Origin of the sequence: Allokutzneria oryzae, from assembly GCF_042429765.1 — a bacterium.
Taxonomy (GTDB): domain Bacteria; phylum Actinomycetota; class Actinomycetes; order Mycobacteriales; family Pseudonocardiaceae; genus Allokutzneria; species Allokutzneria oryzae.
In genome coordinates this window covers 48,792-70,030 of the sequence record NZ_JBHLZU010000017.1, presented here as the reverse complement: position 1 = coordinate 70,030, position 21,239 = coordinate 48,792, and the positions used below count along the sequence as shown (strand labels likewise).

Annotated in this window: 23 protein-coding genes; 9 read left to right on the top strand and 14 right to left on the bottom strand. The window is 71.2% G+C overall.

Annotation, left to right across the window (positions count from 1 at the left end; translation table 11 throughout):
• Positions 1-98: 98 nt before the first annotated feature.
• On the bottom strand, positions 99-662 hold the full coding sequence (locus ACFFQA_RS19100) for a cadmium resistance transporter (protein WP_377853703.1): 564 nt from the start codon (positions 660-662) through the stop codon (positions 99-101).
• Between the two features lie 54 nt (positions 663-716).
• On the opposite strand from ACFFQA_RS19100, the gene ACFFQA_RS19095 reads away from it, so the two are divergent.
• Complete coding sequence (locus ACFFQA_RS19095; RefSeq protein WP_377853701.1) at positions 717-2,336, top strand: DUF885 domain-containing protein; 1,620 nt, start codon at positions 717-719, stop codon at positions 2,334-2,336.
• A 78-nt stretch (positions 2,337-2,414) separates the two neighbouring features.
• Here the strand turns inward: ACFFQA_RS19095 and ACFFQA_RS19090 are convergent, their stop codons facing one another.
• From ACFFQA_RS19090 to ACFFQA_RS19080, 3 genes are all read right to left on the bottom strand, one after another.
• Positions 2,415-3,365: an amidinotransferase gene (locus ACFFQA_RS19090; protein ID WP_377853698.1), complete on the bottom strand. Its 951-nt coding sequence runs from the start codon at positions 3,363-3,365 to the stop codon at positions 2,415-2,417.
• On the bottom strand, positions 3,362-4,111 hold the full coding sequence (locus ACFFQA_RS19085; protein WP_377853696.1) for a phosphatidylserine decarboxylase: 750 nt from the start codon (positions 4,109-4,111) through the stop codon (positions 3,362-3,364). The genes ACFFQA_RS19090 and ACFFQA_RS19085 overlap by 4 nt, the downstream gene beginning before the upstream one ends.
• 125 nt (positions 4,112-4,236) lie before the next feature.
• Positions 4,237-4,818 (bottom strand): TetR/AcrR family transcriptional regulator, encoded by a 582-nt coding sequence (locus tag ACFFQA_RS19080; RefSeq protein ID WP_377853693.1) that lies wholly within the window; start codon positions 4,816-4,818, stop codon positions 4,237-4,239.
• Positions 4,819-4,910: 92 nt separating this feature from the next.
• On the opposite strand from ACFFQA_RS19080, the gene ACFFQA_RS19075 reads away from it, so the two are divergent.
• A complete protein-coding gene (locus tag ACFFQA_RS19075) occupies positions 4,911-5,852 on the top strand; it encodes an acyl-CoA desaturase (RefSeq protein WP_377853691.1) in 942 nt (313 codons plus the stop codon).
• 66 nt (positions 5,853-5,918) lie between these two features.
• Positions 5,919-6,890 carry a quinone oxidoreductase family protein gene (locus ACFFQA_RS19070; RefSeq protein WP_377853688.1) on the top strand — a complete coding sequence of 324 codons (972 nt, stop codon included), beginning with the start codon at positions 5,919-5,921 and terminating at the stop codon, positions 6,888-6,890.
• 409 nt (positions 6,891-7,299) lie between these two features.
• On the opposite strand, the gene trxA is transcribed toward ACFFQA_RS19070, so the two are convergent.
• The gene (gene trxA, locus ACFFQA_RS19065) at positions 7,300-7,674 is read right to left on the bottom strand and encodes a thioredoxin (protein ID WP_377853685.1); all 375 of its coding nucleotides are present in this window, start codon (positions 7,672-7,674) and stop codon (positions 7,300-7,302) included.
• Positions 7,675-7,868: 194 nt separating this feature from the next.
• Between trxA and ACFFQA_RS19060 the strand changes: the two genes are divergently transcribed.
• Both ACFFQA_RS19060 and ACFFQA_RS19055 read left to right on the top strand, forming a co-directional pair.
• The gene (locus ACFFQA_RS19060) at positions 7,869-8,330 is read left to right on the top strand and encodes a MarR family winged helix-turn-helix transcriptional regulator (protein WP_377853682.1); all 462 of its coding nucleotides are present in this window, start codon (positions 7,869-7,871) and stop codon (positions 8,328-8,330) included.
• A 121-nt stretch (positions 8,331-8,451) separates the two neighbouring features.
• Entirely contained in the window at positions 8,452-9,249 is a 798-nt protein-coding gene (locus tag ACFFQA_RS19055) for a polysaccharide lyase (RefSeq protein WP_377853679.1), read from the top strand.
• 4 nt (positions 9,250-9,253) lie between these two features.
• Here ACFFQA_RS19055 and ACFFQA_RS19050 read toward each other — a convergent pair whose 3' ends face one another.
• The 5 genes from ACFFQA_RS19050 to ACFFQA_RS19030 all read right to left on the bottom strand — a co-directional run bounded on the left by ACFFQA_RS19050 (position 9,254) and on the right by ACFFQA_RS19030 (position 13,586).
• Positions 9,254-9,841 carry a GNAT family N-acetyltransferase gene (locus tag ACFFQA_RS19050; RefSeq protein ID WP_377853676.1) on the bottom strand — a complete coding sequence of 196 codons (588 nt, stop codon included), beginning with the start codon at positions 9,839-9,841 and terminating at the stop codon, positions 9,254-9,256.
• Positions 9,838-10,569 (bottom strand): class I SAM-dependent methyltransferase, encoded by a 732-nt coding sequence (locus tag ACFFQA_RS19045; RefSeq protein WP_377853673.1) that lies wholly within the window; start codon positions 10,567-10,569, stop codon positions 9,838-9,840. Before ACFFQA_RS19045 ends, ACFFQA_RS19050 begins: the two co-directional genes overlap by 4 nt.
• Positions 10,570-10,636: 67 nt before the next feature.
• Positions 10,637-11,185: a TlpA family protein disulfide reductase gene (locus ACFFQA_RS19040; protein ID WP_377853670.1), complete on the bottom strand. Its 549-nt coding sequence runs from the start codon at positions 11,183-11,185 to the stop codon at positions 10,637-10,639.
• On the bottom strand, positions 11,182-11,514 hold the full coding sequence (locus tag ACFFQA_RS19035; RefSeq protein WP_377853667.1) for a hypothetical protein: 333 nt from the start codon (positions 11,512-11,514) through the stop codon (positions 11,182-11,184). The genes ACFFQA_RS19040 and ACFFQA_RS19035 overlap by 4 nt, the downstream gene beginning before the upstream one ends.
• Before the next feature lie 56 nt (positions 11,515-11,570).
• Complete coding sequence (locus ACFFQA_RS19030) at positions 11,571-13,586, bottom strand: M6 family metalloprotease domain-containing protein (protein WP_377853664.1); 2,016 nt, start codon at positions 13,584-13,586, stop codon at positions 11,571-11,573.
• Positions 13,587-13,740: 154 nt separating this feature from the next.
• Between ACFFQA_RS19030 and ACFFQA_RS19025 the strand changes: the two genes are divergently transcribed.
• Entirely contained in the window at positions 13,741-13,959 is a 219-nt protein-coding gene (locus tag ACFFQA_RS19025) for a cold-shock protein (RefSeq protein ID WP_377853661.1), read from the top strand.
• 703 nt (positions 13,960-14,662) lie between these two features.
• Here the strand turns inward: ACFFQA_RS19025 and ACFFQA_RS19020 are convergent.
• The 3 genes from ACFFQA_RS19020 to ACFFQA_RS19010 are packed head-to-tail and all read right to left on the bottom strand — an operon-like array spanning position 14,663 to position 17,852.
• Positions 14,663-15,247, bottom strand: a complete 585-nt coding sequence (locus tag ACFFQA_RS19020; protein WP_377853658.1) for an FKBP-type peptidyl-prolyl cis-trans isomerase — start codon at positions 15,245-15,247, stop codon at positions 14,663-14,665.
• Positions 15,248-15,282: 35 nt separating this feature from the next.
• Positions 15,283-17,493 carry a tetratricopeptide repeat protein gene (locus ACFFQA_RS19015; protein ID WP_377853655.1) on the bottom strand — a complete coding sequence of 737 codons (2,211 nt, stop codon included), beginning with the start codon at positions 17,491-17,493 and terminating at the stop codon, positions 15,283-15,285.
• 14 nt (positions 17,494-17,507) lie between these two features.
• Complete coding sequence (locus ACFFQA_RS19010; RefSeq protein WP_377853652.1) at positions 17,508-17,852, bottom strand: RNA polymerase-binding protein RbpA; 345 nt, start codon at positions 17,850-17,852, stop codon at positions 17,508-17,510.
• A 160-nt stretch (positions 17,853-18,012) separates the two neighbouring features.
• Between ACFFQA_RS19010 and ACFFQA_RS19005 the strand changes: the two genes are divergently transcribed.
• Positions 18,013-18,873 (top strand): helix-turn-helix domain-containing protein, encoded by an 861-nt coding sequence (locus ACFFQA_RS19005; RefSeq protein WP_377853649.1) that lies wholly within the window; start codon positions 18,013-18,015, stop codon positions 18,871-18,873.
• The gene (locus ACFFQA_RS19000) at positions 18,870-19,052 is read left to right on the top strand and encodes a DUF397 domain-containing protein (protein WP_377853646.1); all 183 of its coding nucleotides are present in this window, start codon (positions 18,870-18,872) and stop codon (positions 19,050-19,052) included. Before ACFFQA_RS19005 ends, ACFFQA_RS19000 begins: the two co-directional genes overlap by 4 nt.
• Here ACFFQA_RS19000 and ACFFQA_RS18995 read toward each other — a convergent pair.
• Positions 19,049-20,047, bottom strand: a complete 999-nt coding sequence (locus tag ACFFQA_RS18995) for a LacI family DNA-binding transcriptional regulator (RefSeq protein WP_377853643.1) — start codon at positions 20,045-20,047, stop codon at positions 19,049-19,051. The genes ACFFQA_RS19000 and ACFFQA_RS18995 overlap by 4 nt on opposite strands.
• A 118-nt stretch (positions 20,048-20,165) precedes the next feature.
• Here ACFFQA_RS18995 and ACFFQA_RS18990 point away from each other — a divergent pair, with 118 nt between their 5' ends.
• The gene (locus tag ACFFQA_RS18990; protein WP_377853640.1) at positions 20,166-21,239 is read left to right on the top strand and encodes a methyltransferase domain-containing protein; all 1,074 of its coding nucleotides are present in this window, start codon (positions 20,166-20,168) and stop codon (positions 21,237-21,239) included.

Sequence of the window (21,239 nt, the reverse complement as noted above, 5' to 3'; positions counted from 1 at the left end):
GGGCAGCGACGGGACGGAGCGGGCGGCGGAGCGGGCAGCGACGGGACGGAGCGGGCGGTGGAGCGGCGTCGGGTCGGGGCGACGAACCGGACGGGGCGCTAGCCGCCGAAGAGGATCAGCACGCCGATTCCCACCAGGACGACGGGCAGGAGCACGTGTCCCCATCGGGAGAGCACCCGCGCCACGGCCTGCCTGCCCGCCAGGTACCGCCCCACGACACACCACACGCCGACCAGTGCCAGGAAGACCGCGACGTAGACCAGCAGCGCGCCGAGTCCGCTGGCGGTGAAGACCGGCACGTAGACGCCGATGTTGTCGCCGCCGTTGGCCAGGGTCACCGCCGCCACCGCGAGCACGCCGGGGGCCGGTGGAGCCGCAGAGCCCTCCTCCGGCGAGTCGCTCCAGGCAGCCCACGCCGCGCGCAGCCCGAGCAGCAACGGCAGCAGGCCGAGGTAGGGGCGGGCGGGTTCCGGCAGCAGTGTCGCGCCGAGCGCGCCCACGACGGAGAGCGCCAGGATGGCCGAAAAGCCCAGGTACTGGCCCATCACCACACGCGAGTGCACCGCGCCAGGACGGGCGAAGAACAGCGCGAGCAGCAGCAGGTCGTCGATGTTGGTGACGGTGAACATCCCCGCCGCTTGGCCGAGCAGCCCCAGATCCACGGGCGGAAGGGTAAACCCGAGACACAAGTCGTTAGAAAGGCTAAGTTCCCTGGGGTGACCGAACTGCGAACCCTTCTGGACTCCTTCGTCGAGTGGCACCTGGACGCCTACCCGGTCCGGGCCACGCTGCTGGGCGCCACCGGTCGCGAGGACACCCTCGGCGACCAGTCCGCCGCCGCGTGGGCCCGCCGCGACGCGGAGACACGCCAGTGGCTGGACCGCTTCGCCGCCGTGGACGGCGCCGGCCTGTCCCTGGACGACTCCGTCGACCGCGACCTCGTGGTGGCCACGCTGCGCGGCGAGACGATCCTGGCCGACGAGCCCGAGTGGCGGCGCGACCCCGCCGTCTACGTCGGCCCGATCCTCTCCGGACTGTTCACCCTCTTCCTGCACCGGCTGCGCCCGGAGGCCGAGCTGGTCGCCTCCGCCGTCGCCCGGCTGCGCGAGGTGCCCGGCTCGCTCGCCGCCTGCAAGGCCAACCTGGACGCCTCGATCGCCCCCGCGCTGGTCGTGCGGCGGGCGCTGGGGCAGGCGCGCAGCGCCCGCGCGTTCCTCACCTCCTCGCTGCCCGGCGAGGTCGCCGACGAGGCCCTGCGCCGCGGGCTCGTCGAGGCCGCCGAGCCCGCCGCCGCCGCCTTCGACGAGCTCGCGGTCTGGCTGGAGGAGTTCGCCGAGCGCGCCCAGGGCGACTGGCGGCTCGGCGAGAAGCGGTACTCCGCGCTGCTGCGGGAGCGGGAGCTGCTGGGCTACGGCGCGACGGAGCTGCACGAGCGCGGCGAGGCCGTCTACGCCGAGCTGGACACGCAGATGCGGGAGCTGGCCACGAAGGTGCCCGGCGGCTCCGAGGACTGGCACGCGGTGATGACCGCGTTGCAGGCCGACCACCCGCCGACGCTGGAGGCGATGCGCGCGGAGTACGCGGCCGAGACCGAACGGGCCCGGCAGTTCCTCATCGACAACGACCTGGTGCCCTTCGCCGAGGGCGAGGAGTGCCGCGTGGTGCCCTCCCCCGGTTTCCAGCGGCCGATCCTGTCGGTGGCGTTCTACATCGCGCCGCCGCCGCTGACCTCCTCGCGGCTGGGCCACTTCTTCGTGCCGTTCACCCCGGAGGAGTTCACCGAGGAGCAGGTCCGGCAGCGGCTGGCCACCAACGCGCGGGCGCAGATGCCCACCATCGCGGTGCACGAGGCGTACCCCGGCCACCACTGGCACCTGTCGTGGATGGCGGGCGGCGACCGCACCGTCCGCAAGCTGTTCCGCACGCCGTACTTCTCCGAGGGCTGGGCGCTCTACGCGGAGCGGCTGCTGAGCGAGAACGGGTACTTCGCCGACCCGGCGCACGAGCTGGCACACCTGGACGCGCGGATCTTCCGCGCCGCCAGGATCGTGGTGGACACCGCTCTGCACTGCGGGGACATGACCATCGAGCAGGCCGAGCGGCACATGGCCACCAAGGCCTCGCTCACGCCGGGCACCGCGGTCGGCGAGGTCAACCGGTACTGCGCGTGGCCGACGCAGGCCCCGTCGTACCTGACGGGCAGCCTGGAGATCGAGAAGATCCGCGCCGACTACCTCGCGGCGGGCCGCGGTGACGTGCGGTCCTTCAACGCGAAGATCGCCGGCTCCGGCGCGCTGCCGCTGGGCCTTGCCCGCCGGATCGCGCTGGAGAGCTGAGCAGGAGAGCTGAGGAGCTGGGGGCGCCGACCACCGTCGGCGCCCCCGTCTCGACTCAGAGTGGGATCACGGGCAGGGTCACAGCAGCTGGAACGCGTACGAGAACCGGTTGAGGTGCAGCAGCATGCCCGACAGCAGCGCGCCACCCCGGCGGTACTCGGAGAGGTTGACGTAGTTCACCTCGAAGGCGACCGAGGACGCGATGTCCTCGATGCGCCGGTTCTTCACGACTTCCCTGTGGTACTCCTCGGTTCCCGCGCGCAGGTCGTGGATGTGCGAGGAGTTCAGCAGGACGTTGTGCAGCCGCACCGAGCCGCAGGCACCCGCGCGGCAGTCCTCAACGGACACGTCGATGATCTCGGTGTGCCGTTCGAGCTCTACCAGCTCCGCCCGCTGGTAGAGCTCGGTGCACACCAGGGTTTTCTCCTTGGTGAGCGGGAAAACGGTGCGTTCGAGGTGCGGCAGTCCCGGATCGGTCATGGCCAGCCGGACCACCTTCATGTCGAAGGTCCGCTCCATCCAGTCGTAGGTGTCCACTTCGGACCGCTGGCCGTATCCGCCGACGTAGACGTTGCCGTGCAGGTGTTTGAGGTCGGCCTCGCCCTCGAAGTGGGTCTCGGGAACGTGGGTGTCGTAGCCCATGGCGCGGAGGAAGTCGACGCCGATCACCGTCTCCGCCCGCCGGGACACGGTGGTGTAGTTGGAGATCACCGCCGTGTTCCGGTTCGCGTGGTGCTCGAGGACCACACCGAGGTTCGCGGTGAACACCAGCTCCGGCAAGCCGGTCGCCGACGGGGTGGGCAGCAGGGTGACCAGCGCCTCGGAGGCGACGAAGTTGTAGAGGTCGAAGAACTGCGCGAAAGCCTTGCGCGGCCGGGGGGCCTCGTCGGCGCCTGCCGTGCTCTCCGGCGCGTAGGAGAACGGCGCGTTCATCAGGAACGCCGGCCGCGCCAGCTGGGTCGGGTTCGCGGGTGCCGTCGCGGCCTGCCAGGGCTCCAGCGGGGGCTGCGACGGGGCAACGGCGATCATGCTGTTGCTCTTCCTTCCGGGCTCTCGTGCGGGAACAGCACGCGGACCAGCGGGTCGACCCCCGCCTGCACGTGCGTCCCGGTTTCCTGCAGGGGGACGAACTCCAGGTGCTCCGACAACGGGATCACGAGCTCGACCTGGGAGCCGTAGCGGATCTGGGAGAACCGCCGGCCCTGGAAGACCTGCCGGTTCTGCCGCAGGGAGAACGGGGTGACGGAGTCCACGTCGTAGTCGGCGATCTGCAGCACGTAGTAGGACTGGCGCAGCGCGGGCACGTCGATCCGGTTCACCACGCGCTGGTTGTGATGCAGGTATCCGGCACGTGCCGGATCGATGCGCAGGTCCGCCAACAGGTTCTGCTCCATGGCCAGCATCGGATGGTTGAGCGTGTCGACGGGCTCGACCATCCGCCAGGACAACCGCCCCGAATAGGGAATGCGGTTGACATGGACGTCGAAAAAGGTCATGAAGATCCCGATGACGAGACTGGGCCGGTCGAAATCGGGGTCGCGTAAGGCCGCGCGCGGCGTGTACGGCACTCCCTTGATCTCCACCAGCGGCTCGTCCGCCTTGACCACGCCCTGGTAGAGCAGGATGCCGTCGGCGGGCGAGAAGAACAGGCCGGGATCGTGGAACGCCGGCCTTGTCGGATCTCGAAAGAAATGATACTGAGACAAATACGACAGCGATTTGTCCTCGAAGGGCCGGACGTCGGATTCGATCCACGACTCCAGGGCTTGGGCCATCACACGCAACTTCCGGTTTTCGCAGGGGGTGATCAACTCTGTGCAGGGGGTCGACGAAGGAATCGTTAAATACGCGCGTGGCAAAATCAAGAAGCCCTGGAATACGCTAACCCGTTCGAGTTAATTCAGGCGGTCGTTGCGGAGCCGGCACCGGAGAGAATCGTTCGTTCGGCCGCCGCCAGCAGCCCACCGGCTTCCGGCAGCGCCGAAGTGAGCACCACGAGGCCGTCGAGCACGGTCAGGAACACCAGCGCCAGCTGGTCGGGGTCCTCCGGCGGGTTCGGCGTCGCGCGAAACCGCTCGGCGAGGGCGTCCAGCAGGGTCTGGTACTTCGCGGTGGCCAGCGCCGAGAGCTCCGGGCTGCGCATCAGCGCGATGGTGAGCTGGAGGTACGCGAGCTCGATCCCCGGCAGGCTGTCCTCCGCGGCCATCGCCCCGGTGAGCAGGTCGTGCACGCACCGCTGGATCGTGGCCTCCTCCGGCGACGCGGTGCGCACGTAGTCCACCAGGTCCGCGGTGATCTGCGACATCACCGCGGCGAACAGCTCGTCCTTGGTGGCGAAGTGGTAGTGCAGCAGCCCGACGTGCACCTGCGCCTCGGCGGCGATGCGCCTGGTGGTCGCCGCGGGCACCCCTTGCTCGACGAGCACGCGGCGCGCGGCGGCCACGATCTGCTCGCGGCGCTCCGCCTGGCTCAGCCGGGTCATCGTCCGACCCTATCCCCGGGGGTGCGCGCCCGACCCGGGACCGGGGGCCTGCACCAGTGTCCGGGCGCCGAGACCTCGGCAGGGTTGGCCGCATGACGATGACCTCCGAACACACCCCTCGGGCGGCGGGGCCCAAGCCCCTGCTGGCCGGAACCCCGGCGGCGCACCTGGCGGTGCGGCTGTTCGTGCTGATCCCGCCGACGCTGGCGTTCCTGGTCGCGGCCCCGCTGGCGTGGGGCTGGGGCCTCGGCTGGGTCGACGTGGCGCTGTTCGCGCTGTTCTTCACGGTGGCCGGGCTCGGGATCACCATCGGCTACCACCGGCACTTCACGCACGGCTCGTTCAAGGCACGGCGGGGGCTGAAGATCGCTTTGGCGCTGTGCGGTCATCTCGCGGTGCAGGGCGAGGTGACCGCGTGGGTCGCCGACCACCGCAGACACCACGCCTTCTCCGACAAGGAGGGCGACCCGCACTCGCCGTGGGCCTACGGCACCAGCCCGATCGCGCTGGCGAAGGGCTTCTGGCACGCGCACATGGGCTGGATGTTCACCAACGAGGTCACCAACGCCGAGCGGTTCGCGCCGGACCTGCTGGCCGACTCCGACATCCAGCGCATCGACCGGCTGCTGCCGTACCTGACCGCGGCGAGCTTCCTGCTGCCCGGCGTGCTCGGCGGCCTGCTCACCTGGTCCTGGTGGGGCGCGCTGACCGCGTTCTTCTGGGCGGGCCTGGTCCGGGTCGCGTTCCTGCACCACGTGACGTGGTCGGTGAACTCGATCTGCCACATGATCGGCGAGCGGCCGTTCAAGTCCAAGGACAAGGCCGCGAACTTCTGGCCGCTGGCGATCCTGTCCTTCGGCGAGTCCTGGCACAACCTGCACCACTCCGACCCGACCTGCGCCCGGCACGGCGTGCTGCGCGGCCAGATCGACATCTCCGCGCGGGTGATCTGGTTCTTCGAGAAGCTGGGCTGGGCGTGGGACGTGCGCTGGCCGACCGAGCGCAGGCTGGCGAAGCTGCGTACCACTGGCTGAGACCGGGAACACCGAGCACCTCGGGCATGTTGGCCCTGGTGTCGTCATCCCAGCCAAGGAGGCAGCATGCGGGCGGTAGTCGTTCGATCCCACGGTGGCCCGGAGGTCCTCGTCGCCGAGGAGCTCGACCGGCCGGAGCCCGGACCGGGCACGGTGCTGGTGGACGTGGCCGCCGCCGGGGTCAACTACATCGACACCTATCACCGCACCGGCGCCTATCCGATCCCGTTGCCGTTCACCCTCGGCCTGGAGGGGGCGGGCACGGTCGCCGCGCTCGGCGAGGGGGTCACCGAGTTCGCGGTCGGCGACAAGGTGGCGTGGGCCTCGGCGATCGGCAGCTACGCGCAGCAGGTCGTCGCCCCGGCGTCGGCGCTCGTCCCCGTCCCGTCCACTGTGGACCTCGAAACCGCGGCGGGCGCGATGCTCCAGGGCATGACCGCGCACTACCTCACGGCGTCCACTCATCCGGTCGCCGTGGGCGAGGTGGCTCTGGTGCACGCGGCGGCGGGCGGCATGGGCCTGCTGCTCACGCAACTGATCAAGGCGCGCGGTGGGCGGGTCATCGGCACGGTCTCCACCGAGGAGAAGGAGAAGCTGGCCCGCGAGGCAGGAGCGGACGAGGTCATCCGCTACACCGAGCAGGACGTCGCCGAGCGGGTCCGCGCGCTCACCGACGGCGTGGGTGTGCACGTGGTCTACGACGGCGTCGGCAAGGACACCTTCGACGCGAGCCTGTCCAGCCTCCGCCCGCGCGGCCTGCTGGCGCTCTACGGCGCGGCCAGCGGCGCGGTCCCGGCGTTCGACCCGCAGCGCCTCAACGCGGGCGGCTCGCTGTTCATCACGCGGCCGTCGCTGGGGCACTACACGGCGACGCGCGAGGAACTGCTGTGGCGCGCGGGTGAGGTGTTCGAGGCGATCTCCGCGGGCTCGCTGAACATCGCGATCGGCGGGCGATACACGCTGGCGGACGCCCGCAAGGCGCACGAGGACCTGCAGGGCCGCAAGACCACCGGCAAGCTCCTGCTCACGACGAACTAGGCCACGCGCCGCGCGCGTGGATGCGCACCCCAGCCCTTCCCGGCGTCGAGGCCACCCAGGAGGAGCGACACGTCCACGCACGCCCTCTCGTTCGCGTTGTGGAGCCTTAACGCGAACGAGAGCACTCCCGAATCGCGCTAACGTTCCACAACGCGAAAACCTCGCGCAACACGGAGAGCTGGTGGGACACCCCGCCCGCCGTGATGCCGGTGCGGCGGGCCAGTTCCATTGCCGACGCAGGAAGGTCCAGTCGCGGGAGCGTCCAGTTCGGACAGAAGCTGCGCGAGTGCCCGATCACGGCGGCGAGCGCCTCCGGGGCGGGCGCTCGGCCGCGTTCCCACAGCGGCGAGAACGCGAAGCGCGTGTGCGCCAGGTCCTGCGCCGTGAGGCCGAGCTCAAGCACTTCGGCTTACTTCTCGGCCTGCTGCTTCTGCTCGGCGACCTTGCGGTGGACCTCCTCCATGTCCACGGCGCGGGCCTGGGAGATCAGCTCCTCCAGGCTCGCCTCCGGCAGCGCGCCGGGCTGCGCGTAGAGCACGACGCCCTCGCGGAAGACCATCAGCGTGGGAATGGAGGAGATGCCGAAGGCCGAGGCGATCTGCACCTGTTCCTCGGTGTTGACCGACCCGAACACGATGTCCTCGTGCCGCTCCGAGGCGGCCTCGTAGACCGGGGCGAACATCCGGCAGGGGCCGCACCACGATGCCCAGAAGTCGACGAGCACGGTGCTGTCACCGCTGACAACCCGCTCGAAGTTCTCGGTGGTCAGTTCGACTGTCGCCATGTCCGGCTCCTCGATCGTGGGGCTGTCAGCGACAACCCGTTGTCGGGTGTGGCTATTCCTCGCCCCCGACGCTACCCAAAGCCACCACCGCCACCAGGGCCGTCGGCGCCGCTGGAAGTAGATCGCGCACAATGTAAGCGAGGACATGCTAAATGGACACGATGACCTCGTGCCGGGGAAGCTAAGCTGGGCGCATGACCGCCGCCGACGAACCCTCCCTGAAGCTCGACGACCAGGTGTGCTTCGCGCTGTACGCGGCGTCGCGCGCGGTCACCGGCTTCTACCGGCCGCTGCTGGACAAGCTGGGGCTGACCTATCCGCAGTACCTGGTGCTGCTCGCGCTGTGGGAGAACGGCGCGTGCCCGGTGAAGGACCTCGGCGCGGCGCTCCAACTGGACTACGGCACCCTCTCGCCCCTGCTCAAGCGACTGGAGAAGGCCGGGCTGGTGCGCAGGGAGCGGCGGCTGGACGACGAGCGCTCCGTGCTGGTGACCGTCACTGAGGAGGGCGCGGCACTGCGGGAGAAGGCACTGGAGCTGCCGCCGGTGCTCGGCCCGGCGATGGGCCTCGAAGCGGCCGAGTTCGACCAGCTGAAAGCGATGCTGCGCAAGCTCACCCTGTCCGTCGTCCACCACACGGAACAACGGTCCGCATAACGCCGATATTCACATTCATGAATGTCGCCGACATTCTTGAACAATTCCCGCCTTGCCTTTACCGTTCTTTTCGGACCGCCGCGGCCGGAGCGACGACGCTCGCCGACCGAAGGGACCAGACATGCCAATGGGTTCTCGGCTGCGCGGAACACTTCTCGCGATCGTGGTGTTCACCGGAATGATCTCAGTGACGGCAGGAACCGCGGGCGCAGCGCCCGCACCGTGGAGCGGCGGGTTCGCCGGGTTCCCCTCGACCTCGTGGTCGGACGGCTGGGGCATCGACACCCGCGGCAAGTGGGGCTTCACCGACATGAAGCCCAGCGGTGGCGCGCTCGACGTCACCTACGGCAAGGGCTCCTCCGCGCCGTCGTGCACCAACTGCCCGACCACCGGCGGCGGCCAGTTCTACCAGGACCTCAACCGCGTCGGCCGGGGCGACCTGCAGCGGGCCGACACCCTCTACCTGCGCTACCAGGTGCGGTTCCCGGCCAACTTCGACTTCGGCAAGGGCGGCAAGCTGCCCGGTTTCTACGGCGGCGACCCCGGCAGCCAGAGCGGCGGCAGCCACGGCGGCTGGTCCACCAGGTTCATGTGGCGCGACGGCGGCAAGGGCGAGGTCTACGTGTACACGCCCAGCGGCAACGGCTACGGCAAGGACGTGGGCCTCGGCAGCTGGCGCTTCGCCGCCGACGGGCAGACGCACACCATCGAGCAGGCCGTCACCCGCTCCACCGGCAACGTGACCGTCTGGTACGACGGCCGCCAGGTGCTCTCCGCCAACGAGGTCGGCGGAATCCGCTCGATTCCGTTCCGCGGCGTTTTCTTCTCCACCTTCTTCGGCGGCCACGACACCAGCTGGGGACCGAAGTCGACGGTGCACGCGTATTTCTCGAACTTCTCCGTCAGCACCAGCCGGTGACGCCTCAGCCCAGACCGTCCACCCGCGCGAGCCATTCCTCGCGCAGCACCCCGAAAACGAGCCCGTCGTAGACCTCGCCGTTCCACGGGCGCGCGTTGCGGAAGCGCGCCTCCTCGGTGAACCCGAGCTTGCGACCGACCGCGGTCATGCCCTGGTTGCCGGAGTAGGTGGCGAAGTCCAGCCGCAGAGCGTCGGTGGTCTCGAAGAGGTAGCCGGTCCACAGCCGCAGGGCGTCGGTGCCGTAGCCGCCGCCCCAGTAGACCTCGTCGAAGATCACCACGCCCATCCTGCGCCAGCCGGTCGGCTCGGACTCCCAGTACCAGCTGACCTCGCCGATCAGCCGGTTCGAGCCGGTGTCGGCCACGGCGAGCGAGGTCCTGGGGTGGGACAGGTCCTCGGGGAGCAGCGCGGCCGTCTCGGTCATCCTGGTGACCTTGGCGGCCAGCTGCTCCTCGGTGGGCCTGCCGAAGTACGGACCGTTGGTGTCGTGCCAGGGCCGGTGCGGGGCGAGAAGGTCCGGCAGCTGCTCCACGTCCGAGGGCGTCCAGTCGCGCAGCGTCGCCCGGTCCCCGGTGAGGCGCACGGCGCTCATGCGGGCCGCACCGCCCTCGTCCACAGGTGGTACGGGATCAGGTCGTCCCGTCTGCCCTTCATCTCGAAGATCGGCTCCCGCATCGACTCGATCACCAGTCCCGCCTCCTCAAGCGCCCGGGTGTACGCGGTGAGCGGAGTGGTCCAGCCGTGGAAGACCATCCGCATGCCGTCGCGCTCGACCTCGTCCTCGACCCGCTTGCGCGCGAAGTAGGACTCCTCGATGACGAACCGCCGCCGCCCGTCCGGGCCGGTCTCGAAGCGCCCCGCGTCGTTGAGCGGGTGCGTGGTGGCGACGCACAGCCTGCCGCCCGGCGCGAGCACCCGCGCGGCCTCGGCCAGCGAGCCCGCGAGGTCGTCGACGTCCATGAGGACGTTGTACGCCACGACGACGTCGAAAGCGCCGTCGTCGAAGGGCAGGTCGCGGGCGTCGCAGACCCGGTAGTCGCCGTCCGGGTCGGCATCGACGGCGAAGTCGACCATGGTCTGCGAGACGTCAACGCCGGTCACCCGGTGCCCGCGCGCCTTGAGGTCCCTGCTGACCCGGCCCTCACCGCAGCCCAGGTCCAGCGTCGCCGCGCCCGGCTCCCCGACGAGGTCGAGGAAGCCGTCCCGGTAGAACCAGTACGAGTCGAAGCCCGGCTCACGCGCCCAGGCCACCCAGTTGCGGGCCTGCTCCTCCCACCCGGCCGCCGCGGTCGCGCTGCTGGTGCCTCCATCACTGCCCACGCGAGCGACACTAACCACGATCAGTGCCGCACGGCACGGCGTTTCCGCGTTTCGCCCGAGAAAACGATCACGTCCGGGCGACGAGCTTGACGAGCTCGGCGTCGACGGTGGCCGCGGTGGTCCCGCCCGGCCAGCCCTTGACCAGCGCGCCGCCCTTGGCGACCACGGCGACCAGCGGGGGCTCGCGCAACGCGAACCGGCGTCCGGCGCTCTGCTGCTCGTCGTCCTTGCCGACCGGGTAGTTCACCTCGTGCTCGTCGAGGTAGCGCTTGAGGTCCGCCTCGGAGTCCCTGCCCGCGACGCCGAGGAACGCCACCACGTCCCGGTACCTGGCGGCCAGTTCGGTGAACTCCCGCTGCGCCCGCCCGCACTGGCCGCACCACGAGCTGAAGAACACCAGCACCACGGGCCTTTCCCGCCACAAGTCCTCTGTGGACACAACGGTTCCGTCCACAAGCGACAGTTCGAACCGGGGCGCGGCGGCTCCCCGCGCCTCGCGGTAGCTCACCCCCGCCGGCACGGGACCCGGCAGCTCCCGTCTCCCGCCGCGCTGCGGCTCCGACGAGCAGGCCACCAGCGTGAACAGCACGAGCAGCGCGGCGAGCGCCCGCCTCACGGGACCACCCCCGCGGCGGGCCCCTGCCGGTGCTCGCGGCGCAAGCGGATCGGCTCCTCCGCTCCGTCCACGACCAGCTCGTAGTACTCGGCGGCGGGCAGTGCGACCTTGAACGTCATCTCGCAGAACGTCGGAACCCGTGGCACACCGATGTCCTCGTCGAGCGCCGCGACGGCTCTGCCCTCGGGCAAGGCCCCCTCGGCCAACCGCTTCCCGCCGACCGCCCGCACCCGGAACTTCGCCGACCGGTGCAGCGCGGCATAGGCCCCGGTCCCGGAACACTCCGCCCCGACCGCCCGCACGGTCCCGTCCCGCACCAGAACCTTCACCTCGACACCGTCGCCCGCTCCGCACCCCACGACGAGGAGCGCACACGCGAAGGAGGTCAGCGAGTGGGGACGAGGCACGTGGCGGTCGCAGTCTTGGTGGGGTCGCTTTCGGAGATCGCGGTGAGGGTGGCCTCGACCAAGGGGCTCGTGGGGGCGGCGGTGCGGACGAGGTTGAGCGGGATGTCGAGCTTCTTGCCCACCTTGACCGCGGCCAGCTCGTTGGGCAGCTGGGCCCGGTAGCCGGCGGGAGCCGTCGCGCGCAGCCGGTAGACATCACCGTCCACATAGGACGAAACGTCCTGCGGCTGACCGGTGACCGGGAGCGTCCTTCCCGTGTTGGCCAACGAGAAAGCGCACTGGGCGACGCCGTCCCGATCGGGCCGCGAGCCCGCTGCCGGGCCGAGCACCAGTCCGCGGGTGTGCGGCCCCGCTCCGTCCAGCGAGCGCACCGCAACGGTGTAGGACAGGATGCCGCGCTGGTCGCGGTGGATGTCGGCCACGTAGAAGTGCAGGCGGTTGGCCTTGTCCACGTACTCGTACGTGCTGCCGGAGTTGGTGCCCGCGCGGAACGGGGCGTCCGCCAGCTGGCGCGGGTCGCCGACGGTGACCTTCACCGGGGTGCCGTCCGGGCGGTAGAAGTCCACCAGGTTGATGTCGTTCGGGTTCGCGTCGATGATCCACTCGAACGGCGTGGCGTCGGCGTTCTTCGTCTTGGTGAACAGCACCCCGCTGTCGGGGGTGAACGAGTCCGCGCCCATCCGGTCGACGACCTCGACGGTGTAGTTGTCGTAGCCGCCGCCGTCGCAGAGCGGGTCCGTGCTCTGGCTGCACTTCGGCGACTTGTCCCCGGTCTTCATCGCGACGTTGAGGCCCATCAGGCCGCCCTTGCCCGGCTGCGCCTCGCGCGCGGTGACCTTCGCGGTGATGACGCCGGACTTGGCGAGCGCGTCGCGTTCGAGCTGCAGGACGTTCGCCGGGTCCACGATCTCCAGCTTCGCCTTGGTGCGCAGCATGTGGTGCGAGCCCATGGCGCCACCGGCGTCCGGCGGGATCTTCCAGCGCGTGTGCGTGCCGCCGGGACCGTTGAACGTGCCGCGGCTCATCATCTCCCACGGGCCGGTGAAGGCCCGCACGGGCGGCTTGCCGAACGGGTTGTTGTAGTTGTCGCCGATGCCGAGGATGTGGCTCAGCTCGTGCGCGAAGGTGCCGTGGCCGGAGCTCTCCGCCTGCGTGGAGGACCCGCCGCCCGCGTTCGGCCAGATCGCCGACGCGGCCTTCCACGAGGTCCACTCGACGTAGCGGGTCTTGGCCCAGTTCGGCAGCTTGGGGTCCGGCGGGCCGAAGGAGTCGGGCACGTCCTCCTTCGTCTGGAACAGCATCTCGCCGAACTCCTGCCAGGTCGAGGACTCGTCCTGACCGGCGCTGAGGAAGAACACGAAGTCGAACTGCTTGGGCACCTCGTTGCCGACCTCGGCGCGCCACGCGCCGCCCGCGTCGGTGCGCAGGTTGCGGTTGCACGTCGAGCCCGCCGGGCACGACTCCGGCCCCTGGAACTCCATGCCGTACTCGTAGGACTTGCCCGGCATCCGGTACGCGCCGAACGCGGTCAGCTCGACCCCGATCCGCCCGCCGGAGGCCTCCATCCAGTACTCGTGCAGCGTGTGGCCGCGGTTGGTCGCGTTCGGCTTGTTCAGGAACTCCTGGTAGAACTTCGCGACCTGCGCGCGCGGGATGTTGTTGGCCAGCTGCGAGGGGTTGCCGAAGACGTCGGAGCGCGGCGGCTTGGTGACCACGAAGTCCTGGTCGGGGTAGTCCGCGAGCACCAGCGCGCCCTTGAACATCCGCTTGGACGGCTTGCCCGCAGGGTCGGCCCAGTTCGTCCCGGGCACCTTGCGGTAGTCCGACCACGTCATGTCCTGGGGGTTCTCCCAGTTCATCGGGTCGATCGCCGCCAGCTTGCCAGGACCGGGCCGCTGCGGCGCGGCCGTCGCTGGCAGAACGCTCAGGGCCACCGACAACGCGGCGACCAGGGCCAGTGCCGAGGCGCGGAACCCGCGGACCGACGAGTGCACTCGCACCACCCTCTCTCACCGGGCGCGCGCGGCCCGCCGCCCCAGCGGACTGTATTGAGCGCCAACAGGTCCGGACCATCGGTCGAAAGTCGGAAACAACCTCGTGAGCGACCAATCCGATGCGACGATCGGCGGGCGGCCATACGCTGCGGACATGATCGGTGAGGTGCGGGAGTGGCACGACGAGCAGGGCTGGGGCGTGCTGACCGCGCCGGGCCTGGACTCCCCGGTGTGGGCGCACTTCTCCGCGATCGAGGCTGAGGGCTACCGGACCCTCGCCGCCGGGGCGCGCGTCGAGTTCACCTACGAGGACGTGACCTGGCAGGACGGCTACACCAAGCGCGCCGTCCGCGTACACGCCCTCCAGACCTAGCCCTCGTCACACACGCCCCGCACCTCCGCGCACTCGCGCACTCGCGCACCCGCGCACCCGCGCACCCGCGCACCCGCGCACCCGCGCACCCGCGCACCCGAAGCGTCCACCCCTCCCCCAAGCCCCGCCACGCCCGCCCCCTCGTTCGCGTTTTGTAGGCTTAATGCGCGGGAGAGCGCTCTCATTTCGCATTAAGCCTACAAAACGCGAAAACTCCCCGACCACGCCAGGCCACTCGGGCGCGCATCTCAGCGTGGCGCCGAGTCGAGTCGGCAGCGTGACGGCGGGTCGGCACGGCAGCGTGGCGCCGAGTCGAGTCGGCACGTCGGCGCAGCGCGGGACGGGTGGGCCCGCGCACAGTGGCGCGGCGGCCGGTCGGCACGGCGGCCAGTCGGCACAGCAGCACGGCGGCGGGGCGGCACGGCAGCGCCGAGTCGAGTCAGCACGGCAGCGCCGCGGCCAGTCGGCACGGCAACGCGGCGGCCAGTCGCACAGCAGCGCCGGGGCGGGGCGGCACGGCAGCGCCGCGGCCGGTCAGCACGGCAACGCGGCGGCCAGTCGGGCGCGCACCGCAACGCAGCGGCCGGTCGGCACGGCAACGCGGCGGCGGGGCAGCACGTCGGATCCGGGCGGCGACCGTCACGCGCCCGGGAAGCACAACGGCGGGGCCGCGTGCGCGGCCCCGCCGGAGACGATGTGGGTGTTACGCGCCGACCTTGACCGCGTCGACGACGAAGACCAGGGTCTCGTTGCCCTTGATCGGCGAGCTGCCGTTGGGGCCGTAACCCTTGGCGGGCGGGATGACCAGCAGGCGGCGGCCGCCCTGCTTGAGGCCGACGAGGCCCTCGTCCCAGCCCTTGATGACCTCACCGGCGCCCACGGTGAGCGAGAACGGGTTGGTGCCGAAGGAGGTGTCGACCTCCTTCTTGTCCGACCAGGTGACCAGGAGGTAGTTCATCTGGACCGGGTCGCCCGCCTTGATCGCGGCACCGGTGCCGGGGGTGAGGTCCTTGGAGAGCAGCTCAGTGGGCGGGGCGCAGTTGGCCGGGATCGTGATGGTCGGCTTCTGGTTGGCCGCGCCCGCGACGGTGACCTGGTCGGCGGTGCACGCCGGGCCGGACGCGGTGGTCACGGCGGCGGCGGTCGTGGTGCGCTGCTGCGCGGCCGTGGTCTGGCCAGCGGAGGCGCCACCGTCCGGCAGGTCGGAGGGGCGCTCGCTGGGCGTGCAGCCCGTCACCGCGAGGACGGTGCTGATCAGGATGGCGGTCATCGCCGCGGTCTTCCGCATGCCGGGAAGCCTAATCGGACACTTCGGCGCGAGCCTCACCGGTAACCCTGCTCCGCGAACAGCGCCTCGGCCCGGCGCAGGTCGGCGGCGGCGAGCTCGTCCTCGCCGAGGGCCTTCCTGCCGTTGCCGACCTCGCGCAACGCCGCGGCCTGGCTCCACGCGTCGCCGTAGCGCTCGAAGACCTCCGACGCGCGGTCGTACTGCTCGACCGCCTCGGCGTAGCGGTCGAGCGCGGTCAGCGCGAGACCGAGCCTGGTCCGCGCCAGCGCCACGCGGCGGTCGTCGCCGAAGCGCTCGAACCCGGCGAGCGCGTGCCGTTGCAGCTCAACGGCTTTCGCGTGCTCGCCGAGCACGGCATGCGCGAGACCGAGCCTGCTCGAACACGTGGCGTTCAGCCAGTCCTGGCCGGTGCTCCGGCTCAGCGTGACGGCCCGCCGCAGCGCCTGCCGGGCCGCGTCGGGCCGCTTCAGCGCCAGCAGGGCGCGGCCGAGGCAGTCCAGCGCGGCGACCTCGGCCTCGCGCAGCGCGTCGCCGTGGGCGAGACCGACGGCGGTCTCGGCCAGCTCGCGCGCGGTGTCCGGCTGCCCCGACTTGGCGGCGGCCAGCGACAGGGCGGTGAGCGCGAACGCCTTGTGCTCGGTGTCCTGCTGGAGCTGGGCCTGTTCCAGGGCGAGCTGCGCCAGGCCGCGCAGGTCCGACCACGCGCACCGGAGCTCGTAGTACCAAGCGATCCGGCTCAGCAGCACGGGCAGCTCGCTGCCGCCACCCAGCCTGCTGCCGCGGTCGGCGGCGGCCAGGATCGCGGGCCGCTCCGAGTCCAGCCAGCGCACCGCCTCCCACGCCCCGGCGAAGGCCGAGTCCCGGTCCTTCGGCGCGGTGGGATCGACCCAGCCCGCAGCGTCGGCCGCCGTCGCCAGCAGCGTCCGCAGCAGCCGCAGCTCGACCTCCTCGCGGGCGGGCTCGTCCTGCTCGGCGCAGGAGTGGGCGTAGGTGCGGACCAGCTTGTGCAGCCGCGCGCGACCGCGGCCCGCGGCAGGCTGGACGAGCCCGGCCTTGCTCAGCCGCTCCAGCTCGCGGCGGGCCGAGCGCAGCGGGGTGCCGAGCGCGACCGCGGCGGTCTCGACGGCGAAGTCCGTTCCCGGCACCAGGGACAGCCGCCGCAGCAGCCTGCGCGCGGGGTCGTCCAGCTGCCGGTAGGACACCTCGAACACGCCGCGGACCGCGCGGTCGCCGGTGGTCAGCCAGGCCAGCCGGGCGCGCTCCTTGTCGAGCTCGGCGACGGCGTCTGCCAGTCGCCAGTTCGGCCAGTCGGCGAGGCGGGCCGCCGCGATGCGCAGTGCCAGCGGCCAGTGGTCGCACAGCTCCGCCATCCGTCGCGCCGCTTCGGGTTCGGCTTCGACCCTGGCCTTGCCGAGCACGGCGGCGATCAGCTCGACGGCGTCGGAGGCGGGCAGCGCCGCGACCCGGCAGCGGTGCGCGGGGCGGCGCTCGTCCAGCCCGAGCAGCGGGCTGCGGCTGGTGATCAGCACGGCGCAGCCGGGAGCCGAGGTCAGCAGCGGAAGCGCGTGGTCCTCGTGCGCGACGTCGTCGAGCACGACCAGCAGCCGCCTCCCGGCGAGCACCGCCCGGTACCTCGCGCCCAGTTCGTCCACATCGGACGGAAGCGCGCGGTCGGCGATCCCGCACGCCAGCAACACCTTCCGCAGCGCCTCGGCAGGGCTCAGCCCGCACAGGCCGACCTGGACCCTGCCGTCGGGGAACTCCGGCGCCACCTCCCCGGCCAGCCGGACGGCGAGGCTGGACTTGCCCGCCCCCGGTGGGCCGGTGAGCACGACGAGCGCGCCGGGGACCAGGGCCTCGCGCAGCTCGGCCAGCTCCGCCCGCCTGCCGACGAAGTCCGGCACCGGCGGCGGCAGCTCGGCGGGCGGCGCGGGCAGCGGAGAGTCCCGGGCGGTGGCGGCACGATCGGCGGCGCGGCGGCGGTGCTCGGCGAGCTCGGCGAGGGCACGCGCCCGCAGCTCGGCCACCTCGCCCTCGCGGTCGCCGACCGCCTCGGCGAACGGCCGGACCAGGCCGTCCGGGATGACGCGGCGGCCGCGTTCGTAGTCGGCGAGGGCGCTGTGCGCGCTCAGCCGCAGGACCTTGGCGAGCTGGCGCAGGGACAGCCCGGCACCCGTGCGCAACCGGCGCAGCGCCGCGCCGAGCTCCACCAGTGACGGGTCGTCCCGGGAGGAACCGCTGATCATCTCACTCCACGCGTTCAGCCGACGGACACGCGACCGGCGCGGAGCTCGCTGAGCCGCTCGGCGAGCAGCTGTTCCAGCTCCGGCTGGGAGCGCCGCGAGCACAGCTGCTCCCAGTGCGACTTGCCGGTGCGCGCGACGGCGGGCGCGTCACCGTCGACGCTGTCGGAGTACCAGACCCGGCTCGGCACGCCGTGTTTCGGGCACTCCCACGCGTCGGGGGCCTCCGCGTCCGCCGCGAAGATCAACTCTACGTCGTGGCCCCTGGGACAGACGAACATCACCGCTCGTCGGGCCACGGGGGTCTCGGTGGCGGGCTGGGAGTACTGCGGGCCACCGCCGGCCCGGATGGCGCGGATCACGACGCCTCCTCGACGTGTTGGGGCTTGCGAGTCGTGCGAAGGTCACGCCGATCCGCGGGAGCGAAGCGTAGGGGCAGCCGTTCGCGCTTGCCCATACACCACCGGAGTGAATATTCACCCTGACTTAGGCTGGCGCAAACCTGATCAAGGAGGCGCCTGAATGCCCGGCACCCGCACCCGGCGCAAGCGCAAGCTCGGCACCTTCCTCAAGGAGCTCCGGGAGCGGGCGGGCATCGGCGCCGAGGAGGTCGCGGCGCGGCTGCGCAAGTCCCAGCCGACCATATCCAAGATCGAGAACGGCCACGTGCTCTGCGGTTTCGCCGAGCTCGGCGCGATGCTGGCGCTGTACTCGGCTGGCGAGGAGCAGCGCAGGGAGGCCGAGGCGCTGTGGGACGACGCCAAACAGGACGCCACCCGGATCGAGCACTCCTCGGCGGTGCCGCCGAAGTTCCGCGCGTTCCTGCGGGCGGAGGCGGACGCCACCTCGGTGCACACCCTGGAGTCGATGGGCATTCCCGGCTTGCTCCAGACGGCGGACTACGCGGCCGCGGTGCGCAGGGCCGCGCGCCGGTTCAGCGATCCGGCCGTCGGCGTCGAGCGCGCGGTCGCGGCCCGGCTGAGCAGGCAGAAGCGGCTGCACGGGCCGGGCGCGCTGACCCTGCACGCGCTGATCGACGAGGCGGTGATCCGGCGCGTCGTCGGCGGGCCGGGGGTGCAGCGCGAGCAGCTGGGACGCCTGCTCGTCGCCGGTGAACAGGACAACATCACCGTTCAGATAATCCCATTCGATTTTGGCGCGTACGGAACCATGTCCGGATCGGCGACGATCCTCGGCTTCGCCGATGACGGCTATCCGGACGCGGTCTATTTGGAGTACCCGGGCGGCGGTGAATGGGTAGAGAATGACGACGACGTTCGGAAATTCCGGGCGACCTTCACCGACATCTCGACCGAAACCCTGACCCCCGAGGAGTCGGCGGAGGTGATTCGCGCACACGTCGACGCACTTGAGGGACGATGACCCTATCGCGAACCTGGATAAAAAGCAGTTATACCGGTAATGACAACAACTGTGTGGAACTGTCCTTGACGGAGTTCGAGGCGGCCATTCGCGACAGCAAGCAGCCGAACGGACCAGTCCTCGCATTCACCCCTTCGGCGTTCAGCCGCTTCCTTCGGTTTTTACGGACGATCCGCTAACCACGGGTCGATGCCCGGACCACGAGTTCGGGCGTGAGCAGCCGGGAGCGGGCGCGGCCGCCGTCGACGCGGACAAGCAACTCCTCGACGGCGGCCGCGCCCATCTCGCGCAACGGGCTGCGGACGGTGGTCAGCGGCACGGTGAGCGAGGACGCCAGCGGGATGTCGTTGAACCCCACCAGCGCGATCCGCTCCCCCACCCCGATCCCGTTGGCCCGCAGCACCCCGGCGGCGCCCATCGCGGCCACGTCGTTCACCGCGAACACCGCGTCCAGCTCCCGCCCGGTCGCCAGCGCCGCGCTCATCGCCTGCTCACCGCCGCGCGAGTCGTAGCCGCTGTGCACGACCAGCTCCTCGGGCACCGGGTGCCCCGCCTCGGCGTAGGCGCGCAGGAAACCCTCGGTGCGGTCCGCGCAGGTGCTCGCGTACGGCTGGCCCGCGAGCACCGCGACCCTGGTGTGCCCCAGTCCGAGGAGGTGCTCGGCGGCCAGCTCGCCGCCGCGCGCGTCGTGGCAGGTGACCGCGGGGTGCTCCCCGGCCCGCCTGCTGACGAGCACGAACGGGATGTCGTTGGCGGACAACGACTCCAGCCCGTCGGAGTCCAGACGCGCGTCGCCGATGATCAGCCCGTCCACGCCCCAGGACAGGAGTGCCTCCAGCCCGGCGACGTGCTGCTCGGCGACGTCGTGGGTGTTGGTGACGAAGGTGCGGTAGCCCCGGTCGAGCGCGGCCTCCTGGATGCCCTCGTAGACCGCTGCGAGCACGTAGTCGGTCAGCGTCGGCACGAGCACGCCGAGGATCCGGGTGCGCTGGGTGCGCAGGCTGGCGGCGTACTCGTTGCGGATGTACCCGAGCTCGCGCGCGGCGGCGCGCACCCGCTCCTCGGTCTCCTTGGTGACCTGGGCCGTGCCGTTGAGCACTCTGGCCACAGTGGACACGTGGAGGTTGGTCGCCTCCGCGACCGCGCGCAGGGTCACCCTCGGCCTGCCGGACACGGTTTCTCCTGTCGCTGGAGCGGGCTGTGCTCCCTCCATGGTTCCTCAGTCGCCGACCAAGCCACCAGTCAGGGCGCGGCGGGGTCATGTCCGCGCGTTTCTGGGCAACCTTGACGACATGCGGCGACGCGAAGACCTCGTGCGGGCACTGACCGAGAGCGGCGACCTCACCGATGTGTGGCGGGAGGCGTTCCTCGCGGTGCCAAGACACGCGTTCCTGCCGGACACCGTGTGGCGCATGGACCCGCTGGAACCCTTGAACCGCAACGAGAACCCGACAGCGTGGTTGGACGCCGCCTACGCCGACGACTGCGTGGTGACCCAGGTCGACGACGGTGCCCCGGACGGGCCCGGCCTGCCGACCAGCTCCGCCAGCATGCCCGCGGTGGTGGCGAACATGCTGGACCTGCTGGGAGCGGAGCCGGGCATGAAGGTCTGCGAGATCGGCGCGGGCACCGGCTACAACGCGGCCCTGCTCGCACACCGGCTCGGCGCGCGCAACATCACCACGGTCGAGATCGACCCGGTCCTGGCGCGGCGGGCGCGAACGGCACTGACCGGCGCGGGCTTCGGCGCGGTGACCGTTGTGGAGGGCGATGGCCTGCTCGGCTGCCCGGGCCGCGCGCCGTTCGACCGGATCATCGCCACCGCGAACGCGCAGCGCGTGCCGTACTCGTGGGTCGAGCAGACCCAGCCGGGCGGCCGGATCGTCACGCCGTGGGGCACGGCCTACTTCACCGGGGCACTGGTGTCGCTGACGGTCGGCTCCGACGGGGTCGCGCGCGGCGGCATCAGCGGGCGAGCGTCCTTCATGGACCTGCGGGCGCAGCGAGTGCGCGAGGTCGACTTCGACGAGGACATCTATTCCGAGGACCGCGCGACGGTGACGCGTACGCGTCTTCGCGCCCAGGACGTGCTGCGCGGCTACGACGTCAACATCGCGATGGCGGTGCTCGTTCCGGACTGCCACCGGTTCCCCGTTCCCGGCGAGGACGGCCTGTGGCTGATCGACCCCGGCACCCGGTCCTGGGCCAGCCTGCGCGGAGGCGAGGTCCGGCAGCTCGGCGCGCGGCGGCTGTGGGACGAGGTGGAAGCCGCCCACCGGTGGTGGGTCGACGCGGGAAAACCGCGGGCGCCGCGGTGGCGGTTCACGGTGGGACCGGACGGTCAGCGCATCACGTTGCGGCGGTAA